Source organism: Corynebacterium sp. KPL1986 (assembly GCF_000477975.1).
In the GTDB taxonomy this organism is placed as follows: domain Bacteria; phylum Actinomycetota; class Actinomycetes; order Mycobacteriales; family Mycobacteriaceae; genus Corynebacterium; species Corynebacterium accolens.
Genome location: NZ_KI515719.1, coordinates 741,759 through 762,824 on the forward strand (window position 1 = coordinate 741,759; position 21,066 = coordinate 762,824).

Annotated in this window: 20 protein-coding genes; 15 read left to right on the forward strand and 5 right to left on the reverse strand. The window is 58.0% G+C overall.

Going from position 1 to position 21,066, the window contains the following annotated elements:
* Positions 1–95 precede the first annotated feature (95 nt).
* The 3 genes from HMPREF1287_RS03465 to HMPREF1287_RS03475 all read left to right on the forward strand — a co-directional run bounded on the left by HMPREF1287_RS03465 (position 96) and on the right by HMPREF1287_RS03475 (position 2,654).
* Positions 96–557, forward strand: coding sequence for a DUF3093 domain-containing protein (locus HMPREF1287_RS03465; protein WP_005278947.1), 462 nt, complete (start codon positions 96–98; stop codon positions 555–557).
* A gap of 276 nt (positions 558–833) precedes the next feature.
* A complete protein-coding gene (locus HMPREF1287_RS03470; protein ID WP_034654247.1) occupies positions 834–1,076 on the forward strand; it encodes a hypothetical protein in 243 nt (80 codons plus the stop codon).
* A 369-nt stretch (positions 1,077–1,445) separates the two neighbouring features.
* Positions 1,446–2,654: an IS110 family transposase gene (locus HMPREF1287_RS03475; RefSeq protein WP_023018187.1), complete on the forward strand. Its 1,209-nt coding sequence runs from the start codon at positions 1,446–1,448 to the stop codon at positions 2,652–2,654.
* 312 nt (positions 2,655–2,966) lie between these two features.
* Here HMPREF1287_RS03475 and HMPREF1287_RS03480 read toward each other — a convergent pair whose 3' ends face one another.
* On the reverse strand, positions 2,967–3,257 hold the full coding sequence (locus tag HMPREF1287_RS03480; protein ID WP_005278945.1) for a DUF4193 domain-containing protein: 291 nt from the start codon (positions 3,255–3,257) through the stop codon (positions 2,967–2,969).
* A gap of 91 nt (positions 3,258–3,348) precedes the next feature.
* On the reverse strand, positions 3,349–4,257 hold the full coding sequence (locus HMPREF1287_RS03485) for an inositol monophosphatase family protein (protein ID WP_034654073.1): 909 nt from the start codon (positions 4,255–4,257) through the stop codon (positions 3,349–3,351).
* Here HMPREF1287_RS03485 and ppgK point away from each other — a divergent pair.
* Positions 4,256–5,014 carry a polyphosphate--glucose phosphotransferase gene (ppgK, locus tag HMPREF1287_RS03490; RefSeq protein WP_023017377.1) on the forward strand — a complete coding sequence of 253 codons (759 nt, stop codon included), beginning with the start codon at positions 4,256–4,258 and terminating at the stop codon, positions 5,012–5,014. The two genes, HMPREF1287_RS03485 and ppgK, sit on opposite strands and share 2 nt — an antisense overlap.
* Positions 5,015–5,211: 197 nt before the next feature.
* On the forward strand, positions 5,212–6,696 hold the full coding sequence (locus HMPREF1287_RS03495; RefSeq protein WP_023017376.1) for an RNA polymerase sigma factor: 1,485 nt from the start codon (positions 5,212–5,214) through the stop codon (positions 6,694–6,696).
* Positions 6,697–6,841: 145 nt separating this feature from the next.
* Here the strand turns inward: HMPREF1287_RS03495 and HMPREF1287_RS03500 are convergent, their stop codons facing one another.
* Positions 6,842–8,605, reverse strand: a complete 1,764-nt coding sequence (locus HMPREF1287_RS03500; protein WP_005278941.1) for a DEAD/DEAH box helicase — start codon at positions 8,603–8,605, stop codon at positions 6,842–6,844.
* A complete protein-coding gene (locus HMPREF1287_RS03505) occupies positions 8,602–8,853 on the reverse strand; it encodes a DUF3039 domain-containing protein (RefSeq protein WP_005278940.1) in 252 nt (83 codons plus the stop codon). The genes HMPREF1287_RS03500 and HMPREF1287_RS03505 overlap by 4 nt, the downstream gene beginning before the upstream one ends.
* A gap of 138 nt (positions 8,854–8,991) precedes the next feature.
* On the opposite strand from HMPREF1287_RS03505, the gene HMPREF1287_RS03510 reads away from it, so the two are divergent.
* The 9 genes from HMPREF1287_RS03510 to galE all read left to right on the forward strand — a co-directional run bounded on the left by HMPREF1287_RS03510 (position 8,992) and on the right by galE (position 18,663).
* Positions 8,992–9,375, forward strand: a complete 384-nt coding sequence (locus HMPREF1287_RS03510; RefSeq protein ID WP_023017374.1) for a DUF3099 domain-containing protein — start codon at positions 8,992–8,994, stop codon at positions 9,373–9,375.
* A gap of 39 nt (positions 9,376–9,414) precedes the next feature.
* Entirely contained in the window at positions 9,415–10,992 is a 1,578-nt protein-coding gene (locus tag HMPREF1287_RS03515) for a methyltransferase (protein WP_023017373.1), read from the forward strand.
* 61 nt (positions 10,993–11,053) lie between these two features.
* Entirely contained in the window at positions 11,054–11,497 is a 444-nt protein-coding gene (gene dtd, locus HMPREF1287_RS03520) for a D-aminoacyl-tRNA deacylase (RefSeq protein WP_023017372.1), read from the forward strand.
* Between the two features lie 360 nt (positions 11,498–11,857).
* The gene (locus HMPREF1287_RS03525; RefSeq protein ID WP_005278931.1) at positions 11,858–13,252 is read left to right on the forward strand and encodes an HAAAP family serine/threonine permease; all 1,395 of its coding nucleotides are present in this window, start codon (positions 11,858–11,860) and stop codon (positions 13,250–13,252) included.
* A 38-nt stretch (positions 13,253–13,290) separates the two neighbouring features.
* Positions 13,291–14,664: an L-serine ammonia-lyase gene (locus HMPREF1287_RS03530; protein ID WP_023017371.1), complete on the forward strand. Its 1,374-nt coding sequence runs from the start codon at positions 13,291–13,293 to the stop codon at positions 14,662–14,664.
* A gap of 140 nt (positions 14,665–14,804) precedes the next feature.
* Complete coding sequence (locus tag HMPREF1287_RS03535; RefSeq protein ID WP_232018220.1) at positions 14,805–15,557, forward strand: transcriptional regulator; 753 nt, start codon at positions 14,805–14,807, stop codon at positions 15,555–15,557.
* A 193-nt stretch (positions 15,558–15,750) separates the two neighbouring features.
* Positions 15,751–16,764 carry a sigma-70 family RNA polymerase sigma factor gene (locus tag HMPREF1287_RS03540; RefSeq protein WP_005278926.1) on the forward strand — a complete coding sequence of 338 codons (1,014 nt, stop codon included), beginning with the start codon at positions 15,751–15,753 and terminating at the stop codon, positions 16,762–16,764.
* A gap of 234 nt (positions 16,765–16,998) precedes the next feature.
* On the forward strand, positions 16,999–17,676 hold the full coding sequence (locus tag HMPREF1287_RS03545; protein ID WP_023017369.1) for a metal-dependent transcriptional regulator: 678 nt from the start codon (positions 16,999–17,001) through the stop codon (positions 17,674–17,676).
* Between the two features lie 3 nt (positions 17,677–17,679).
* Positions 17,680–18,663 (forward strand): UDP-glucose 4-epimerase GalE, encoded by a 984-nt coding sequence (galE, locus tag HMPREF1287_RS03550; RefSeq protein ID WP_005278922.1) that lies wholly within the window; start codon positions 17,680–17,682, stop codon positions 18,661–18,663.
* A 9-nt stretch (positions 18,664–18,672) separates the two neighbouring features.
* On the opposite strand, the gene HMPREF1287_RS03555 is transcribed toward galE, so the two are convergent.
* Positions 18,673–19,758 carry a DUF4192 domain-containing protein gene (locus tag HMPREF1287_RS03555; protein ID WP_232215126.1) on the reverse strand — a complete coding sequence of 362 codons (1,086 nt, stop codon included), beginning with the start codon at positions 19,756–19,758 and terminating at the stop codon, positions 18,673–18,675.
* 260 nt (positions 19,759–20,018) lie between these two features.
* On the opposite strand from HMPREF1287_RS03555, the gene HMPREF1287_RS03560 reads away from it, so the two are divergent.
* Positions 20,019–21,035, forward strand: coding sequence for a PAC2 family protein (locus HMPREF1287_RS03560; protein ID WP_005278919.1), 1,017 nt, complete (start codon positions 20,019–20,021; stop codon positions 21,033–21,035).
* Positions 21,036–21,066 lie beyond the last annotated feature (31 nt).

Sequence of the window (21,066 nt, forward strand, 5' to 3'; positions counted from 1 at the left end):
TCCTACCTGCCCCAGCCGGTTCATTCTGCGCCTGGAGTGGACTAGACTGCCTAGACGTGTCTGATATTCCTGCTCCTCAACCCGCTGACCCGAAAGTGTTGTATCGCGAACGCCAATGGGTGCCGTGGTACTTCTGGATTTTTGCAGCAATCGTTGTGGCTTTAACCTCAGCTACGGCCGGACTCAACCGCTCTGTGTGGTGGACCATCATTCCCGCGGTCCTGCTCGGAGCCATCGCTATCTGGGTGCTCATCACGTGGTCTGGGACCGTTGTGCAAGTAGAACAAGATGAAGATGGCACGCGGTGGCTGCTCGTCAAAGACGCACAGCTACCCAATGAGGTTGTCTCTCGTTCGATTACCGTTCCAAAGTCTGCGCGCCATAACGCACTGGGCCCGCAATTCGATCCGGCCGCATTCTTGGTCTCTCATGCCTGGATTGACGAGCACGCCATGATGGTCCTCAATGATCCGGAAGATGACACCCCATATTGGCTCATTGCCTCGAAAGATCCAGACCAACTGCTCCGCGCCTTCCTGCCAGAGCAGCACGCGTAAAATTCGTAGATTCTAGGGGTCGCTGCTTTTTAGAAGGCATCACCTGTGAGAGTGCCGTTGGTGTTTTCCGTGCTACTGCATCCCCCCCCGAGCAAGCCCGCATGACAGCATTAAAGCAGACTTTCGGTCGCACCTTACGCGGGTTCTTGTACCGTCAGTGAAAAGTTGGACTAGGAAGAGATCACAATGGGTTTCGGAGGAGCTTTAGGCAGAACTCAAAAAGATGGGAAACCCTGGATACCTCCTTGGTGGTTTTCCTTTGTGCTACTGCCGCTAATGGTCATCGCTGAATTTTATGTCAGCCAAGTAACCGGTTGGCGGGGAGTGTCCTCATCCAACGTGGAAGGAGTCTCTTGGAGCGAAGTGAGCTCTGACGGCATCGTCCTTCACGTAGTGAGGTACATGGCTTTTTACTTCGTTCTAGTCCTGCCCATCTTCTTGGTTCGTCGATACCTATGGGAGAAACGGCAAAAGCAAGGAAGCGAACCGGATGAAAAGGGCAAAGACGAACAGCCTTAGATATAGCTGGATAACTGAGGGGGCCTGCCCATTACGTTGTTAGCAGTTCCGCTCGGAGGAGCCCAGGATTCGTAATCCTAGCCCCATGCTGGGGCAGGTTATGTTTATCTGCGTTCCTTCTGCCTTGTGGCAATGGAACTAGTCGCTGGCTTCGGTATGGCTTATTTCTGTCCCTGTCTGACAATGATCCGGGGGGTGATGCCGCCGAAGGCAGTGACATACTCCAAACTGCTAATAGGAACCTGACCCAGCCCAGGTGGTATGAGGTCTCACAGTAATGTGGATGCCAGCGTGAAGTATGTCCGACCAACCCCAGCGATGAAGCTTAAATAATCCAACTTCTCATTCATCGCCAGGAGGCATACACCCATGGCCTATGACTTCGTCATTGGCGTGGACGTCGGCAAATACTTCCACCACGCCTGCGTCCTCGATCCCCAAGGCAGACAAGTCCTGTCCAGGCGCATCAACCAGCATGAAGGCTCGCTACGCAAGCTCTTTGGCCAATTCCTCGCTGACGACGCCTCGGTCCTTGTCATTGTCGATCAACCCAACAACATCGGCCGGTTAACCGTCGCAGTCGCCCAAGACATGGGCGTCGACGTTCGCTATCTACCAGGACTTGCCATGCGGCAGCTCTCTCGCATCCACGTCGGCAACTGTAAGACCGATGTGCGCGACGCCTACGTTATCGCCCATGCCGGTCTTAACCTTCCAGATTCCTTGCGCAGTGTCGACCGCGTTGAGGACGTCTTTATCCAGCTGAAAGTTCTCAACGGTATCGACGAAGACCTCGCCCGGGCCTACACACGCCTGATTAACCAGATGCGATCCGCGCTCGTGGGAACCTATCCTGCATTCGAACATGTCCTGCGCGGACAGATGATTCACCGAAAGTGGATCCTCCACCTACTTGCAAAATACGGTGGCCCCACCAAGATTCGACGCATCGGTAGAACACGCCTGAAAGCCTTTGCACGCAAACACAGGGCACGCAATCCTGAGCCTGTCATCGATGCCATGCTTGCTGCCATCCACGAACAGACCGTGTCCATTGCCGGCGCAGAATACGCCGAACTTGGCGTCACAATGTCCGCCACAGATGCACTGGCCAAACTAGAGCACCGCAAGGAAATCGAAGCGCAGGTACTCAAGCTGATTCAGGACATTCCGCAGACCGAGATTCTTTTATCCATGCCTGGTATCGGCCCGCGTAGCGCCGCGCAGATCCTCATGACTGTTGGCGATATGTCCGACTTCCCCGATGCAGCCCACCTAGCGTCCTATGCAGGCCTATCACCGCGGACGAATCAGTCGGGAACGTCCATTATGTCGAATTCACCCAACAGGGCTGGCAACAAAAAATTAAAGAACGCCCTATGGCAATCATCTTTTGCATCGATCAGATTCCACGAGCGTTCCCGGCAATTCTATGAACGAAAACGCAAAGAAGGCAAAAGACACAACGCCGCAGTCGTCGCACTCGCACGCCGACGCCTCAACGTTCTCTTCGCCATGATGCGAAACGGCGAGCTCTACCGAGATATCTCCACAGCCCAGGAGGCCGCAGCAGCCTAGAACCAACAGACCCTCACCTCAAGCCGATTGCGCAAAAGCCCAATCGGCTCCTCACCGTGCCCGAAAACAACATCTACGAGGCAAAGCAGAAGCCCTTCACACCCCCAACAAACTCACCCACGGAGTTGACAACCTATATAGGAACACCCCCCCGAAAGTAGAGGCCCCGGGGAGTTAGCTCCCGCGCACATTAGGTGTCTGCTAAACAAGGAAAACTTCACACCCCGCCACGTTTGCCTGTGCAAACTGCGGCGGGGTGAATCTTTATTTGGGTTGTGCGCAGTAACGGCTAGCTAGGCCAATACTGGCTGTTTAGGCACAATCCTTACAGATGGGCATGCCATCTTCTTCGTGCGAGTAACGCTTATTGGACTGGACCAAAAAGCAGGATCCGCAGGTAAATTCGTCTTCTTGGCGGGGAACGACCTGTACGTTGAGTTCCTCGCCGGTGAGGTCAACTGATGGCGGCTGGAATGCTTCGACGATTTCGCCATCGTCATCCATGCCATTGCTTTCGGGTTCAGCTGCTTTCAGTCCCTCTAAAGAGTCAGTTTCAAGTTCGTCTTCTGCACCGCGGCGCGGTGCGTCATAATCGGTGGCCATACTGCACGCCCCTATAAGTCGAGTTGCTTTAGGAATAGTTGTTTATCGATCGCGCATAGTAAAGGACAAACACCGATATGTCATCCTGCTGCTAAGAAATTCTTAGATCCTTCACCCCCCGCATCGCTTCCTTAGCGCCATGTGCTGCCAAAAGTTCCTCAAATGCGGGTGCCAAATTCACCCCCGCAGCCCAGGTTAATTCACCATCGGCGGACCCCTTGTCCAGCCCTGGATGGTGGACTTTAGCTCCTGCCTCGCGGGCGATGAGAGCACCGGCGGCAAAATCCCAAGCGTTAATGCCGTGCTCGAAATAGGCATCTACGCTCCCCTCGGCCACGCGGCACAAATCAAGGGCGGCTGCGCCGATGCGGCGGATATCGCGGACCTGCGGCAGCAACTTGGTCAGCAGCTCCGCCTGGTGTTTGCGCCGCTGTGCGCCGTAACCAAATCCCGTCGCAACCAAGGAAAGCGCGGGATCATCTTGTTCACCGCATCGCAGCGAGGACCGCGTGCCATCCGCAGTGGTAACCGTGGCACCCTCGCCTGCCGCTGCGGAATACACCTGCCCCCGCGCCACGTTGACCACAGCGCCTGCTACCAGGCGGCCATCGTATTCCGCACCGATGGAGACCGCGTAGTCCGGAATGCCGTAAAGGAAATTGACGGTTCCGTCGATGGGGTCCACGATCCACCGCACGCCGGTCGTCCCGTCGAAGCTCGCGCCTTCCTCACCTAATAAGCCATCGCCAGGGCGGCTTTCCCTAATCGTGCGCGTAATAAACTCCTCAGTGGCGGTGTCGACCTCCGTTACCGGGTCGACGGCGCTCGATTTCGTCTGAGTATGTGCCGCAATACCGTCTCCAGCGACCAAGTCGGCGCGGCGCGTCCGGATAAGTTCCGCCGCGTGCATCGCGGTAGATTCCGCAAAATCTCGCAACTGCAGAAAATCTATGTCATGATCCATGCCAACCATTGTGCCTTCTTCTACACTTGCGAGCATGACTACTCATACTGGCCACTCATTTGGCATCGATATCGGCGGCTCCGGCATTAAGGGCGCAGAAGTCGACCTCAAAAACGGTGAATTCGTGGGTTCGCGGCTAAAGATCCCTACCCCACAGCCGTCCACACCAGATGAGGTAGCCACGGTAGTAGCCCAAATTGTGCGCGAAAAAGAGTGGGACAAGCCCGTCGGCATCACCTTGCCCTCGGTAGTGTCGAACCACACGGTGCACTCCGCTGCCAATATCTCACCTGAGTGGATAGGCGTGGATACCACCGAGTTGTTTTCGCGTTATTTAGACGTTGATTTTGTGGTCTTAAATGATGCCGATGCCGCAGGACTTGCGGAAGTCGCGTATGGAAACGAGTTGGCCAAAACCGGGCCAGTCATCTTTTTGACGCTGGGAACCGGCATCGGATCGGCCTTCTTCCTCAACGGGCAGCTCTTCCCCAATACCGAGCTTGGCCACCTCACGGTGGAAACTAACGAAGCCGAGGCGATCGCGTCCTCCGCCGCCAAGGAACGCGAAGGGCTGAAGTACAAGGAGTGGACGCCTCGGCTCAATCGAGTGCTGCAAGAATACGAGAAATTATTTAACCCGCAAGCATTCCTGATCGGGGGTGGCATATCTCGCAAATTCCACAAATGGGGACACCACTTAACCATTGATACCCCCGTTATGCCTGCACAGTTGCAAAATCGTGCGGGTATTGTAGGTGCAGCGATGGCGGTATTGGAAGGCCTAGAGCCATAAAATCGCCGTTGCATTAACCCTATCTACCGGCATTGTGCAAAAATCGCCTATACTGGGCGGTCGATCCAAAATTGCATGGCTCTCGGGCGTGTCTGACCTGCATAAGGCCTACACCCGCTAGCATTTCTTAATGCTATTGCCACCCTGTGCGGGTGCGGTGAGCTATTCCCATCAAGTAGTAAGTCGAAAGGGCGTACGTGGCAGCCACTGATTCTTCAGACCAGGCACTCGGCGAGGACGATAAGTCTGTCGAGGCATCTACTCCTGCAAAGAAGACCGCCAAAAAGACGGCAAAGAAAACGGCGAAGAAAACCGCCAAGAAGACAGCTAAAAAGACGGCGAAAAAGACTGCCAAGAAAACGGCGAAGAAAACCGCCAAGAAGTCGGCGAAGAAATCAGCCAAGAAAGCTGTCAAGAAGACCGTGCGAGCCTCTGCGGCGGAACCGCAAGACTCCCCTGCAAACTCCGCGGAGAAAGCGCCGTCGGAGGAGGCAGAGGACGCAGAGGATCAGCTCGATTCCGTTGAGCAAGATGCCCCTGCGGATGACGTCGACTTCGACCCAACTCATGAGGACATCGAAGAGGACGAATTCGATGCCCCCACTGACCTCGATGAAGACGATATTCAGGAAGAGTTGGGCGAAGAAGAAGAAGACGAGGACGAAGTAGAAGATACGTCCTCTGTCTGGGATGAGGAAGAATCCGTCGCCCTGCGCCAGGCGCGCAAGGATGCACAGCTGACCGCCTCCGCCGACTCCGTGCGCGCGTACCTCAAGCAGATCGGTAAGGTTGCCCTGCTGAATGCTGAGCAGGAGGTCTCTTTGGCCAAGCGCATTGAGGCCGGCCTGTACGCGCAGCACCGCATGGACGAGATGGAAAAGGCTCGCGCGGAGGGCGATAAGGCTGCCAAGCTCTCCCCCATGGAAAAGCGCGATCTGCGCAGCATCGCTAGGGACGGACGAAAGGCTAAGAACCACCTGTTGGAGGCCAACCTTCGCCTTGTGGTCTCCTTGGCCAAGCGCTACACCGGCCGCGGCATGGCTTTCTTGGACCTTATCCAGGAAGGCAACTTGGGCCTTATCCGTGCGGTAGAAAAGTTCGACTACACCAAGGGCTACAAGTTCTCTACCTATGCCACGTGGTGGATCCGCCAGGCCATTACCCGCGCCATGGCAGACCAGGCCCGCACCATCCGCATCCCGGTACACATGGTGGAGGTCATCAACAAGCTGGGCCGCATCCAGCGCGAGCTGCTCCAGGACTTGGGCCGCGAGCCCACCCCACAGGAGCTCGCGAAGGAAATGGACATCACCGAAGAAAAGGTGATGGAGATTCAGCAGTATGCGCGTGAGCCCATCTCGCTGGACCAGACCATCGGTGATGAGGGCGATTCTCAGTTGGGTGACTTCATCGAGGACTCTGAGGCCGTCATCGCCGTCGATGCCGTGTCCTTCACCTTGTTGCAGGACCAGCTCCAGGACGTGCTGACCACGTTGTCCGAGCGCGAAGCTGGCGTCGTGCGCCTGCGCTTCGGGCTTACCGATGGCATGCCGCGCACTTTAGACGAGATCGGCCAGGTCTACGGAGTTACCCGCGAGCGCATCCGTCAGATCGAGTCCAAGACGATGTCAAAGCTGCGTCACCCCTCTCGTTCGCAGGTATTGCGCGATTACCTCGACTAGATAACTCGCCCGCCTCGCACAGCATTAAGGCCGCACCACGGTGGTGCGGCCTTTTATGTGCCTTTCCCTCCTGCGGGGCTGGCGTCGCGAAAGAAGCGCAGCGCCAGCAAGCCGGCCGACAGCCAACCGGCGATAAGGAGGCTTGCTACCACTTGCGCAAGTAGTTGATGCGCTCGCGCAATTGGTCCGCGCTACACAACGCGGTGGGCGGTCCGCCGCAGGCCTTGCGGACCTCGGTGTGGATGGCACCGTGCGGCCGGCCGGAGCTCTGCGCGGCAATGGAGACCACCGTGTTGAGCTCCTTGCGCAGCGCGCCGAGCTCATCCACCACGCCGGTATCCGCTGCGGCATCGGACTCTTGCTGCTTCGCGGCAGGCGCATGACCCATGCCGTAGATCTTGCGGCGGTGAGCCTCTTCTGCCTCGGCAGCCCGGCGCGCCTTTTCTTCGGCCTCACGGCGGTCCATTTCCTCGGATTGCTTCTTGCGCAGCAGGTCTTTGACCTGGTCGGCGTCGAGGAGCCCGGGGATGCCGAGGAAATCGGCTTCCTCATCAGAGGTCATATCGCCGGTATTAAACTGCGAGCCGTTATAGAGCAGGCCAGAAAATTCGGCTTCGGCGCCTAAAGACTCGTAGGACTTTTCCAGCATGTCCGGTTCGGTCTTTTTCTGGTTTGCCTGCTCGAGTAGCTCGTCGTCCCAGCCTTCTTTCTCCGTCTTCTCTTTGCCCAAGACGTGGTCGCGGGATTTTTCCATGTGCTCGGCAAGGCCGAGCAGCACGGGGACGGAGGGAAGGAAGACCGAGGCGGTTTCGCCAGGCATGCGGGAGCGCACAAAGCGGCCGATTGCCTGGGCGAAGAACAAGGGGGTCGACGCGGACGTGGCGTAGACTCCGACCGCGAGGCGGGGCACGTCGACGCCCTCAGACACCATGCGTACGGCAACCATCCATTCATCGGTGGAGTCCGCAAATTCTTGAATGCGGTCCGAGGAACCTGGGTCATCGGACAAAATAACCGAGACTGGGGTATTGGAGAGTTGCTTGAGGATTTTCGCGTAGGCGCGGGCGGTGGTGGTATCGGAAGCGAGCACGAGCCCGCCGGCATCCGGCATATTGCGTCGCATCTGCATCAAGCGGGTATGCGCCGCCTGCAGCACGGCGGGGATCCATTCGCCCTTGGGGTCGAGCGCGGTGCGCCAGGCGCGCGCGGTTTGTTCCACGTTCATGATGTCACCCAGTCGCGCGGAGTGCTCTTCCCCGGCGGAGTCCCGCCAGCGCGCCTCGCCGGAGTAGGACAGGAAGACGACGGGGCGCACGACGCCATCGGCAAGCGCATCGCCGTAATCGTAGGTGTGGTCGGCGCGTGAGACCTTATGGCCTTCCCCATCGTCCTCATAGCGCACAAAGGGGATGGGCGATTCATCGGAGCGAAACGGCGTACCGGTCAGCGCGAGGCGGTGGTTGACGTCGTCGTAGGCTTCCTTGACGCCATCGCCCCAGCTTTTGGCATCGCCGGCGTGGTGGATCTCGTCCAAGATCACCAAGGTGCGCCGCGCGGAGGCAACGGCGCGGTGCTTGAAGGGGTGCATGCCCACTTGGGCATAGGTCACCACGATGCCGTCCATGCTGGGGTTGACCGCAGAGGAGTTCGTGAAGGCAGGATCCAAGGCCAAGCCCACCCGCGCGGCGGCGGCAGACCACTGCGTCTTCAGGTGCTCGGTAGGCACCACGACGATGACGCGTTCTACCGTGCGGTCTTCCATAAGCTCCGTCGCGATGCGCAGAGCAAAGGTGGTTTTACCCGCACCTGGGGTCGCCACGGCCATAAAATCTTGTGGCTTGGTGGCGAGGAATTTATCGAGGGCTGATTGCTGCCACGCGCGGAGGTTCGTCTTCTTAAACGTCCTCACTTGCGGCGAAGACCCTTAAAAACGCGTTCGCAATCGGGGCATACCGGCGAGCCCGGCTTTGCCTGTTTGGTTACCGGGAAGGTCTCACCGCACAGAGCAACGACGTATTTTCCGTTGACCGCGGAATCGAGAATCTGATCCTTTTTGACGTAGTGGAAGAACTTCGGCGTGTCATTATCCGTCGTCGAAGTGTCTTCACGAATATCTGGCCGTTCAATTGTCTTCGTAGTCGTAGTCACGCACCCCATTTTGCCGCATCAGCATCGAACTTTGCGAGTCATGCGTCTACCCTTGGAGAACATGCACACTCTACGCACTCCAATGCCGGCTCTCCTCTCCCCTGTTGTAGGGTTACGCGCCGCGCTCCAGGGAGGTGCGTAATTTAAGTGTTTGGCAAAAAGGAACGTTTTCTCATCACGGATGCCAAGCTCTCGCCCGCACAAGATCGCAGGCGCCGGGAGCTGTGGTACGGATTTTTCCAATTCCTGCGCGTGCCGTCCCTGCTCATTGCCGGGGTCTTTTTGTACATGCATTGGTGGTTGCTCGCGGCGATTATCGTGGGCGTGACCTTTCCTTTGCCGTGGATTGCCGTGGTCATTGGCAATAGCCGCGGTGAGAAGAAGGACAAGCGGGATAAGAATGTCTATAAACCCGCGATGAATCGTCAGCTATATTCGCAGTATCAGAACCAACAGATTTCCCGCGGTGGCTCCAAAGCAATCGAATCTCAGCATTCCGTTATTGACCATGACGATGCAGCCTCCGACTAGCCACATCATCAGCACGACTGGAAAGGATCTTCTCCCAGCATGACGTCCTTTGGCCCTCATTTCGATGCCGCCGCGCTGCGCGATCTTGCCCCGGAGCTAGCGGAGGCTTTTTCGCAGGCCAGTTTTACTACCGATGGTTTAGCTGGGCATTTGGGTCCGGAGCTTACGGAGGCCCTCTACCGCGGTGAGCCTGCCGCGGTGGCGCGCGGCACCGCCGGTAATTCCCAGCTGGATACGCTCATCCGCTTCTTCCTGCTGCATGAGCATCTGCCGGCCACGCTGCTTGCCGATGCCCTCGGGGCCCGCCTTGCCGCCAAGCTCCTGGATGCCGGCGTGGCACTTTCCGATGATCGCGGCAGCATCTACATTGCCCTCGATATCCGGCCCCATATCATCGTCGGCTCCAACCGCCTCGTCTTTTCCGATGTCGATGCCTCGCTGGTGGACCACGTCCCCGGCGCGGATCACGTCTTGGGCGTCGGGGCGGCAAGCCTCTCGCTTTTGCAATCGACGCCGGTAAGCCCGGTATCAACGGTGCTCGATCTGGGCACAGGTTCGGGAGTGCAGTTGCTTGGTCAGCTCAAGTGCGCACACAGCATTACCGCGACAGATGTCCACCGGCGCGCGCTTGATTTGGCCGGCGCCACCGTCGCTGCCGCGGGGGCTAACACAGAGGTAGAGCTTGTAGAGGGCTCGTGGTTCGAGCCCGTTGCGGGGCGCACCTTTGACCGCATCGTTGCCAATCCCCCGTTCGTCGTTGGCCTTCCCCAGGTGGGCCATGTCTACCGCGATTCTGGCCTGAACTTGGATGGGGCAAGCGAATTGGTGGTTTCTCAAGCCGTTGACCACCTCGCCCCGGGCGGAACCGCGCATTTGCTCGCCGCCTGGGTGCATACCAGTGGGCAGACCTGGCAACAGCGCGTGGCCTCGTGGCTACCGGATAAGGGAATAGCCGCCTGGATCATTCAGCGCGATATCGCCGATCCCTCCCTCTACGTATCCACGTGGCTTAAGGACGAATCGTTGGATGTGCGCAGCGACGAGGGCAAGGCGCGCTCTAAGGCCTGGCTGGATCATTTCCACCATCACGATGTCACGGGCATCGGGTTTGGGTTCGTCGCCATCCAAAAAATCGCAGATGATGAGCCCTCCGATATCTTGGCCGAGGAAATGCCGCAGCACTTTAGTGATCCTTTGGGCCCTGAGGTGGAAGAATACTTCGCCCGCGTGGCGTGGTTGCGCGACTTGGTTCCTGGTGAGCTGGAGGGCAAGCACTTCCAGGTGCGCCCTCAGGTGGCCAAGGAAGAAGTCAGCGTAGCCGATACGGATAATAAACAAGGATTTAACCGGGCGGTTATCCGCTTGACGCGTACCGATGGGCCCCGGTGGAGCCACGAAGTCGATGAACACTTGGCAGCAATCGTAGCTGGCTTATCTCCCCATGGGCTCAACCTTGGAGAGACCGTTGGCCTGTATGCGGTGGCGCACGGCTTCGATGAGGCAGAACTGACCGCGGCCGCGCTTCCCGCCATCATCGATATGGTTCGCCACGGCCTGCTCATCCCCGCCGATCTGCTGCTCGAGGAAGAGACAACCCCGGCTGCCTACACCGATTAGCGCCGATTAGCACCGAATAACACTGAAGAGTACTAAGTAGCCAGGAAAGGAAGATACAAGCATGCGCGCAGTACTAACTCGCGTCTCTGAAGCCGGGGTAACGGTTGCGGGCGAAACCGTCGGCGCCATCGACTGCCCAGAGACGGGCGGGCTTTTAGCCCTCGTCGGTGTCTCCCGGGAGGATTTAGCCGATTGGAAACCGCGTGCAGAAAAGATGGCCCGCAAGATAGCGGAGCTGCGCATCCTAGACGGTGAAGTATCGGTTGCAGATGCCGGAGCCCCAGTCTTGGTGGTCAGCCAGTTCACGCTGTATGGCCGCACCGCCAAGGGGCGGCGCCCATCGTGGGCCGATGCTGCCCCGGGAGAAGAGGCCGAGCCGGTCATCGAGTACATCATCGAGCGCCTCCGCGAGCGCGCTATCGCGGTCGAATCAGGCCAATTCGGGGCTATGATGCGCGTGTCTTCCGTCAACGAAGGCCCATTTACGGTTTTGGTCGAGACCTAATTTCCTCTCCTGCATTTTCTCTTCATCCGGCGTCTACCTGCGCGAGCGCCCACTCACACCCAGAATTATCTATGAGCTAGATCGCACAATGGGCAACTTTGTTCAACAATGCATATCTCTGGGTGCCGCGCAAGCTTTTTCAGAGTGATAATTAACCTACCCGGAATACAATAAATTATTATCACGTGGCATCATCGCGGGCTTATACTTAACGTGCAACGAAGCGAATGGGCTGGATACAAGCTGAAAAAATAATTTCAGTCCCTTTCCCGCGCACGCTGGTAAGAGAAAATCTTTTCTCACTCCAGGGTGACAGGAGCCCTCAAGCTTCGGTCAACCCCATGCAGAGGAGGAAAGAAAATGTCCCACAAACTCTTGCGCCACGGACAAGTCGAACACCCGGAACACGACGCGCAAATTCCGGAACAACTTCCCGCAGAAGAAAAGCCACCCGCTGACGGCATAGAAACGCCATTTGCGGGCCAAGAAGGTGCTCCAGCGTGGAATAAGGAAGACACCGTATGGATGCTCTCCCTGTTCGGCACCGCCATTGGCGCCGGCGTACTCTTCCTTCCCATTAACGCAGGCATCGGCGGCATCATCCCGCTTCTTATCATGACCGTCGTCGCCTTGCCGATGACCTACTGGGCCCACCGCGGCATGACCCGCCTGGTCCTTTCAAGCTCAAAGCCAGACGGCGATCTCACCGACGTCGTGGAAGAACACTTCGGCGTTAAAGCCGGCGTGTTGATGAATATCCTCTACTTCCTCTCCGTCTACCCCATCCTCTTGGTGTACTCGGTAACCATCACCAACACGGTGAACTCCTTCCTGGATCACCAGCTAGGTATCACCCCTCCAGATCGCTGGCTTACCTCGCTGGTTCTCGTCGGCGGCCTCATCCTCGTCGTGCGCATGGGTAAAAACGTGGTCGTCCACGTCATGTCCTACTTGGTCTACCCATTCATCGGCATCCTGGTACTACTCTCGCTGTACCTCATCCCCAAGTGGAATACTGCACTCTTTGACAGCTTCGACCTCAGCGTCGCGCGCGAAGCCTCCGGCCACAGCATGGGCATTACCTTGATGCTCTTGGTCCCGGTCATGGTCTTCTCCTTTAACCATTCGCCCATGATTTCTTCCTTCGCCGTCGACCGCCGCCAAACCTACGGCAAGTACGCGGAATACAAGTCCCGCAAGATCTTGCTCCGCGCGGAAATCCTCATGGTCGTCGTCGTGATGTTCTTCGTCTTCTCCTGCGCGCTCAGCCTTTCTCCTGCAGATATGGCCGAGGCTAAGGAACAAAACATCACCATCCTGTCTTACCTGGCCAACCACTTTGACAACCCCCTCATCCAGTGGATTGCCCCCATCATCGCCATGATTGCCGTAGCCAAGTCCTTCTTGGGCCACTACCTCGGCGCTGCAGAAGGCTTTGAAGGCCTCCTGGTCAAAGGCAGCAAAAATGCCAATAAAGATGATGCAGAATCCAGCCACAAGCTCGACACCATCACGCTTGTCTTCATGCTGGTAACCGCGTGGCTCGTTGCCTGGGCGGATCCTTCCATCCTCGGCATGATCGAGACCCTCTGCGGCCCGACCATCGCCATCATGCTGTTCCTTATCCCGATGATTGCCATCCACAAGGTTCCAGCACTCGCCCGCTTCAAGGGCAAAGCCTCCAACTACTTCGTCTTCATCATGGGCCTCGTTGCCCTGGCCACCATCATCTACTCCATCGTGCAGGCTTTCTAAGCAGCACCCACTTCTCAGGATTTTCCAGGAGAAAAACCATGTTCATCAGTATCTTCGATATGTTCAAGATCGGCATCGGCCCCTCAAGCTCACACACGCTTGGGCCAATGAAAGCCGGCAAGGCCTTCGTCGACGAACTCAAAGAAAAAGGCCTCATGGATAAGGTCACCCGCGTCCAGGCCAACGTCTACGGCTCCCTCTCCTTGACCGGTGTGGGCCACTCCACCGATAAGGCCATCCTGTTGGGCCTGGCCGGCGAAGAACCAGAAACCGTCGATATCGACGGCATCTCCGCCTTCATGAAAGAGGTCAACCAGAGCGAAACGCTCCTGCTCGGTGGCACGCACACGGTGGGCTTCCCCAAAGACGGCGGATTCTACTTCCACGATGAATACCTGCCCATGCACGAAAACGGCATGTGCCTTATCGCCTTTGCCGGCGAGGAAGACATCCTGCACAAGACCTACTACTCGGTAGGCGGCGGGTTCATCGTCAAGCAAGAAGACTTCGCCATGCGCACCCAAGATACCGTCGATGTACCATTCGCTTATTCCAGCGCGGAAGAACTACTGGCGCTGTGCGAAACAAATAATATGACGCTGCCGGAGCTCGGTCGGGCCAATGAAAGGGCGCTGCACAGCGATGAGGACATCGACGAGCACCTGCGCAAGGTCCGCGATGTCATGTACACCGGCATCAAGCGCGGCTCCACCACCGATGGCCCGCTCCCCGGCGCCCTGCTCGTACCGCGCCGCGCCGCCGCCCTGAAGCGCAGGCTGGAGCAATCCGACCCCCACGATGGCCTCAACATTTTGAGCTGGGTAAACATGTTTGCCCTAGCCATTTCGGAGGAAAATGCCGCCTGTGGCCGCGTCGTCACCGCACCCACCAACGGCGCATGCGGCGTCGTGCCTGCGGTGCTGGCCTATTTCGATGAATTCGTCGAGCCGGTTACCCCGAGCATGTTTGCGGACTATATCTTCGCCTGCAACCACATCGCCGCGCTCTACAAGATGAACGCCTCCATTTCCGGTGCGGAAGTTGGCTGCCAAGGAGAAATTGGCGTCGCCTGCTCCATGGCAGCAGCCGGGCTGGCCCAACTGATGGGGGCGACACCGGAACAGGTGTGCGTGGCTGCCGAAATCGGTATGGAACACAAATTGGGCCTGACGTGTGACCCAGTCCTAGGCCAGGTGCAAGTCCCCTGCATCGAGCGCAACGCCGTAGCTGCGGTAGACGCCATTACTAGCGCACGCATGGCTCTGGACCGCGAAAGCAAGCCGTGTGTCAGCCTCGATGAGGTCATCTGGACCATGTACAACACCGGTAAGGACATCAACGCCAAATACCGGGAGACCTCACAGGGCGGCCTAGCCCTAGCGGTGCACCCGCCCATTCCGGTATGTGGTTAATGCCGGCAACCTAGGCTCCGGAAAGAGCGCCTTTAAAGGAGGCGAGTACTTGGGCACGGCCGGGTACTCGCCTTCTTTGTCGTTACTTTGTGGTACCTTATCAATAATCTGACAGGAATTATAAGGACATGCTTCAGCTGATGAATCTTTCTAGCAGCCATGCCCCCGAAGAAAACTTCCTCGAGCAGTACATACCACTCGTCGATTTCCTCGGTCAGGCCATGGGCCCCAACACCGAAATCGTGCTCCATGATCTCGATGTACCCGATAAATCCATCATCGCCATTGCCAATGGACACATCTCCGGCCGCGAACTAGGCGGCCCGGTCACAGACTTTGCGCTCTGGTTCATGAAACAGGGCGACGCCGCGGCCGTTCCTATGATGACCGGGTACCGCGCGGTCAATAGCGAGGGAAAAGTCTGCCGCTCCTCGAGCTATTTCCTGCGCGATACCACCGGCCATATGCGCGGCATGCTTTGTATCAATGTGGAATTATCCGAGCTTATCCAGATCCGCGATGCCGCTAACGCGTTGATAGGCGGTACCGAGCCGGCCATCGATAAGGCAAAGGCCTTCGGCGGCTACCCCGGCACCACCGCACCGCAGCGCACTCCCGCCCCAGAAGCGCCCGCGCAGAAAGAGCCGGAGGCGCCCTACAGCGAATCGCTGCGCTCCAACGTCGAGCACCTCTTGGATTCCATGCTGGATTCCGCGATTTCTACGCACTCCACCCCGGTCGAGTCGATGCAGCGCCACGAACGGCTAGAGGTCATCGCTTCCCTCGAGGATGCTGGCTTCTTCCTCCTCAAAGGCGGCATCGCCGCGGCGGCCACCCGGCTCGGCGTATCTGAGCCCACGGTCTATCGCTACCTCGTACAGGTCCGCGGCTAAGACCACCCCGCCACGTGGATGTAGCGGTTTTACTGCATCCACGTGGCGCCTGTGCTTGCCGACGCCCCCAAAAAGGTGGACCAAAGCGGCCGGCACGTCGCTGTTTTAAACATTTCAGGATGGGCGGGAACTAAATGCGTCCTCACACCGTTGTACTTTTTGAAACAGGCGACAATTTCAGGAGGCTGAAAAGATGACGAATCCATCTGCCAACACCGCCAATGGCACTTCGACTGCCACTACTGATGAGGAACAGGAAGTAGACCGCGGGTCTCGCCGCAATCAAACCAATGACAATCCCTCCGCGGACTTGGTACGCGTCTACCTCAATGGCATCGGTAAGACCGACCTGCTCAGCGCCGAGGACGAGGTTGAACTCGCGCAAACCATCGAGGTAGGCCTGTATGCAGAATACAAGCTCAATAATGCAGAAAAGCTAACGCGCGCAGAAAAGCGCGACCTGAAGATCTTGGCTCGCGAAGGCAAGAAGGCCCGCTCCCACCTGCTGGAGGCGAACCTTCGTCTCGTAGTCTCCCTGGCCAAGCGCTACACCGGCCGCGGAATGCCGCTTTTGGACCTCATCCAAGAGGGAAACCTGGGCCTTATCCGCGCCATGGAAAAGTTCGATTACGCCAAGGGCTTTAAGTTCTCCACCTACGCGACGTGGTGGATCCGCCAGGCCATTACCCGCGGCATGGCCGACCAATCGCGCACCATCCGCCTGCCGGTCCACCTGGTGGAACAGGTCAATAAGCTTTCCCGCATCAAGCGTGAGATGTATCAGTCCTTGGGCCGCGAGGCGACCAATGAGGAACTGTCTGAGGAATCCGGCATTGATGAGAACAAGATCGAGATGCTGCTGCGCCAGTCCCGCGATCCCGTCTCGCTCGATATGCCCGTCGGCACCGATGAGGAAGCCCCATTGGGTGACTTCATCGAGGATGCTGAGGCCACCGACGCTGAGACCGCCGTCGTGGCGTCCATGCGCCACTCCGATATCCGCGGCGTCATTGACACGCTAGAAAAGCGCGAGCAGGACGTTATTCGCCTGCGCTACGGCTTGGACGACGGCGTGCCACGCACCCTTGACCAGATTGGTCGCCGGTTCGGGCTCTCCCGCGAACGCGTACGCCAAATCGAGCGTGAGGTCATGGCCAAGTTGCGCGATGGCAACCGCGCCGACCGCCTGCGCGAGTACGCGCTATAGAACTTTTCGCCTCCTGAACCTTATTTAATCGCGACCTCGACTGTGCCGCCGAGAATTTTTCCAGTGTACTTTCGAGGTCGCATTCTCTATGCAAGCGGCGAGTACGAACTCGTCTCCTTAAAATCTCTCCAGCAAACTTAGGGCAACTTAAGCTAGTCTGGATACAGAATGTAAAAAGCGCTGTCTGCTTTGTGCACGGCACGCATTACTGTTTTCAAAGAAAGGTATGCCCACGTGAGGGACCTCGTTGATACTACTGAGATGTACCTTCGGACCATTTATGAATTGGAAGAAGAAGGCATCACTCCCCTGCGCGCCCGGATTGCGGAACGCCTAGAGCAGTCCGGACCTACCGTATCCCAAACCGTTGCTCGCATGGAACGCGATGGCCTCCTCCACGTTCGTTCGGACAGGAGCTTGGATCTAACCGAAAAGGGACGCGAATTGGCTACGGCAGTGATGCGCAAGCACCGACTCGCGGAGCGTTTGCTTACTGATGTCCTCGGACTCGATATCAGCAAGGTCCACGATGAGGCCTGCCGCTGGGAGCACGTGATGAGCGAAGAGGTGGAAAAGCGCATGGTATCGGTCCTCGATGACCCTAGCCGCTCTCCTTTTGGCAACCCCATTCCGGCGCTGGCAGAACTGGGCTTCCAGGTCCCCGAGCCATCGATTGGGACGAGGGCTATCGATCTCCCCGATGGCGAAGAGAAGTCCGCAAAGATTATCCAGATTAACGAGATCCTGCAGGTGGATGAGGCCACATTCAGGGAACTCGCAGAGGCTGGCATCCGCATCGGTACCGAGGTCACCGTGGTCAATAATGGCGGCACGATTTCGCTTACCACTCCCTCGGGTAAGGTCATCACCTTGGCAGATGATCTCGCACACGCCGTGCGCGTGGAGGTCTAGGCCATGAAGCTTTTGGTTACTGGCGGTGCCGGCTATGTCGGCAGCGTGTGTTCCGCAGTCCTCGTAGAGCAGGGCCACGATGTCACCATCATCGATAACTTTTCCACGGGTAATAGGGATGCCGTGCCGCCCGCAGCCCGCGTGGTAGAAGGCGATGTGGCCGACAAGGCCGCAGAGGTACTGGGCGAAGGCGGCTTTGAGGGAGTCCTCCACTTCGCCGCCCGCTCGCTGGTCGGTGAATCCGTGGAAAAGCCGGACGAATACTGGCAGCACAACGTCGTGACCACGCTGCGCTTGCTCAACGCCATGCGCAATAACGATGTGAAAAGCCTCGTCTTTTCTTCCACCGCAGCCACCTATGGCGAGCCGGAGCAGGTCCCTATTACTGAGGACATGCCGACCCAGCCCACGAACCCCTATGGCGCTAGCAAATTAGCTATCGACTACATGATTACCTCTTTTGCACAGGCCTTTGGGCTCGCGGCAACGTCCCTGCGCTATTTCAACGTCGCCGGTGCCTACGGCTCCATCGGCGAAAACCGCGAGATTGAAACCCACCTCATCCCCATTGTCCTGCAGGTTGCTCTGGGGCACCGAGATAAGATTTTCATGTTTGGCACGGATTGGGATACCCCGGATGGAACGCCGGTGCGCGACTACATCCATATCCGCGATCTTGCCGATGCCCACGTGCTTGCCCTCCACAGCAATGCCCCCGGCACCCACCGGATCTATAACTTGGGTTCCGGCGAGGGATACTCCGTCAAGCAGGTCATCGAGATGTGCCGGAAGGTCACCGGCCACGAGATTCCGGCGGAGATCGCCCCGCGTCGTGCCGGAGACCCAGCCACGCTGATTGCATCCTCAGACAAGATCAAGCGGGAGCTGGACTGGAATCCCCAGCGCACTGACTTGGAAACCATCGTGACCGACGCGTGGAATTTCACGCGCCAGCTGGGCGACCGGGCGCATTCGGCGCGGCGCTAAAGCGCGGGGCTACACAAAGCCATCGGCATCAATCCCCGCTGCTTCCCGCGCCGCGTCGCAACCACGGCTTAGGCTGGTAATGAGGCGTTCCCCCATTCCGCTGCGATAGGCCTGAGCGATGAGCTGGCTTAAATTGTGGCCCGGTGCCTCATCGATGGCGACGGTCAGCGCCGGACCGGCGTAAAGCCCGAATTTCTGCGCCACCTGGGTCGCTGCAAACAGCGCCAAGGCGTTATAGCGGATGGTGCCGCCAAAGGTGCGCGCCGTGGCTAGGAGCAAGGTACCGGCCGCGTGCGGGGATTCGACGAGGTCTCGGATGACCAAGTCGCGCATCCACGTCGTCGACATCCACATCGCCCCCACGCAGAGTAATTCTTCGTTGTCTAGGGTCTCTTCCAGCGTCTCTACCTCGCTTAATACATACTGCACATCTGCAATGAGGTGCTGGACCACCCGGGTTGGATCCGTCGTGCCATACCCGTGGCCGGCACGCATTTGCCGGGACAATTCCTCGGCGCAGCGCTGCATGGACACGATTTCTTCTTGCCCAAAGTACGGGTTGTGCGGGGCAAATTGCTGGACCAGCTCATCGCGGGAAAGCTCCGGCAAGGTACCGTTTTCTACGCAGGCGCGCATGGAAGAGCTGGTGGAAATAGCGGGAATGGTTCCTTCGCTCCAAGCGTGCATAGGGCCCTTGCCATTGCCGGTGCTAAAGCCGAATACGAGGTCGTAGGCAGTGGACGTAGCGATTTCTTCCACAAGCCAGCAGGCATCGATTCCGGTGCCCTTGTCATCTTCGAAGTGGTAGAGCGCCTCGATCATCTCCCAGAGCTCTACTTCCTCGCGTTGGGAGATGATAAAGCCGAGAACGACTTCCGGATTACCGCAATGAAAGGCGCTCATGATCTCTGGGAGGGCGTCGGGGACATCGGACAGGTCTATGCGTGCAACTGGCCCCATGGTGCGGCCTGCTGGGGTTGGTTCGATGGAGATGAGGACGATTGATTCTGCTGGGAAGAATCCGAGGATTCCTGGAATATTGGCAAGGATATCGCCGGGTGTACGGATGGGCTGTTGTGGCGTTGTGATCTTCATGGCTCCTAGCTTCGGGGCCTGCGGCAAGTACCGAAAGCCCATCGCGGGCAGAGGGCCGAAATCTGTGGATAAGGTGGGTGGAAGGGGGCATCGGCAAGCAGTTATGCACAGGCCCACCGCACCGGCCCTAGCGCCGGTTGCCTCGTTAGGGCATAATGGGTTATTTAACTACTCCGCGAACACTGACCTGAGTGCGTGTGGGAATAGTGCGGTCCTGGCGGTCGTTGATCTAGATTAAAAGACCAAGGAGGTAACACATCATGCACGAAGAAGATCGCAGCATGTACGAATTGGAGTACCCCGCTCCGGTGGTCAAGGACAATTCCGGTGAAGGAAAAGGCCCCACCATGATTGTTGCCATGCACGGCTATGCCGATGCGGGCCAGGCCGTTGAGTCGAGCGCCGATCACCTCAAGGCCGCGCTGGAAAACCGCCAGCTAGCCTCCTTTAACTCTGATGAGCTCATCGATTATCGCTCCCGCCGCCCCGCCGTCACCATCGATAATGACCGGGCCCTCGAGGTAGAACCCATGGATTTGGGTTTGAAGGTGCTCCGGGATAATTCCGGCAAGTCCTTCCTTCTTCTGTCTGGCCCAGAGCCGGATATGCGCTGGGAAGCATTTACCACGGCGGTGGTCAAGCTGGTGGAGAAATTCGATATTGAAGACACCATCATGCTCTACGCCGCGCCGATGCCCGTGCCGCACACTCGCCCCACCGTGGTCACCGCGCACGGTACCGCCTCCCGCCTGACGGATAGCATGGTCAAGATGGATTCGACCATGATGGTTCCTGGCGCCGCGGCGCTGTATATCGAAAAGGCCTTGGCGGATAAGGGCCGCACGGTAGCGGGCTATACCGCTCACGTGCCGCACTACCTGGCTGCGTCTCCGTACCCACAGGCCACCCTGGAGCTCCTTGACTCCGTGGCTAAGGCTGCTCAACTGAATATTCCGCTGGGCAGCATTGAGGCGGATATTTCCCGCGTCGAGGGCCAGCTGGATGAGCAGGTCAATGGCTCGGAAGAGATTGAGGGCGTGGTCCAGCAATTGGAGCAGCAATACGATGCCTTCATGGACCGCTACCGCCAGGAGCACCCGCAGGCCATCATGCCGGGCGAGGAAGCCGTGCCCAGCGCTGAGGAAATCAGCGAGGAGTTCGAGGCCTTCCTCGCCTCGCTTGATGAAGCCGATAGCGAGGAGATTATCCACACGGATATCGATGACCGCGAAGACTCTGACGATGACGATGACAGAGACTTAGGCGACGATATCTAACGAACCCGCCCCCATCGCCGCTAAGGTGGTG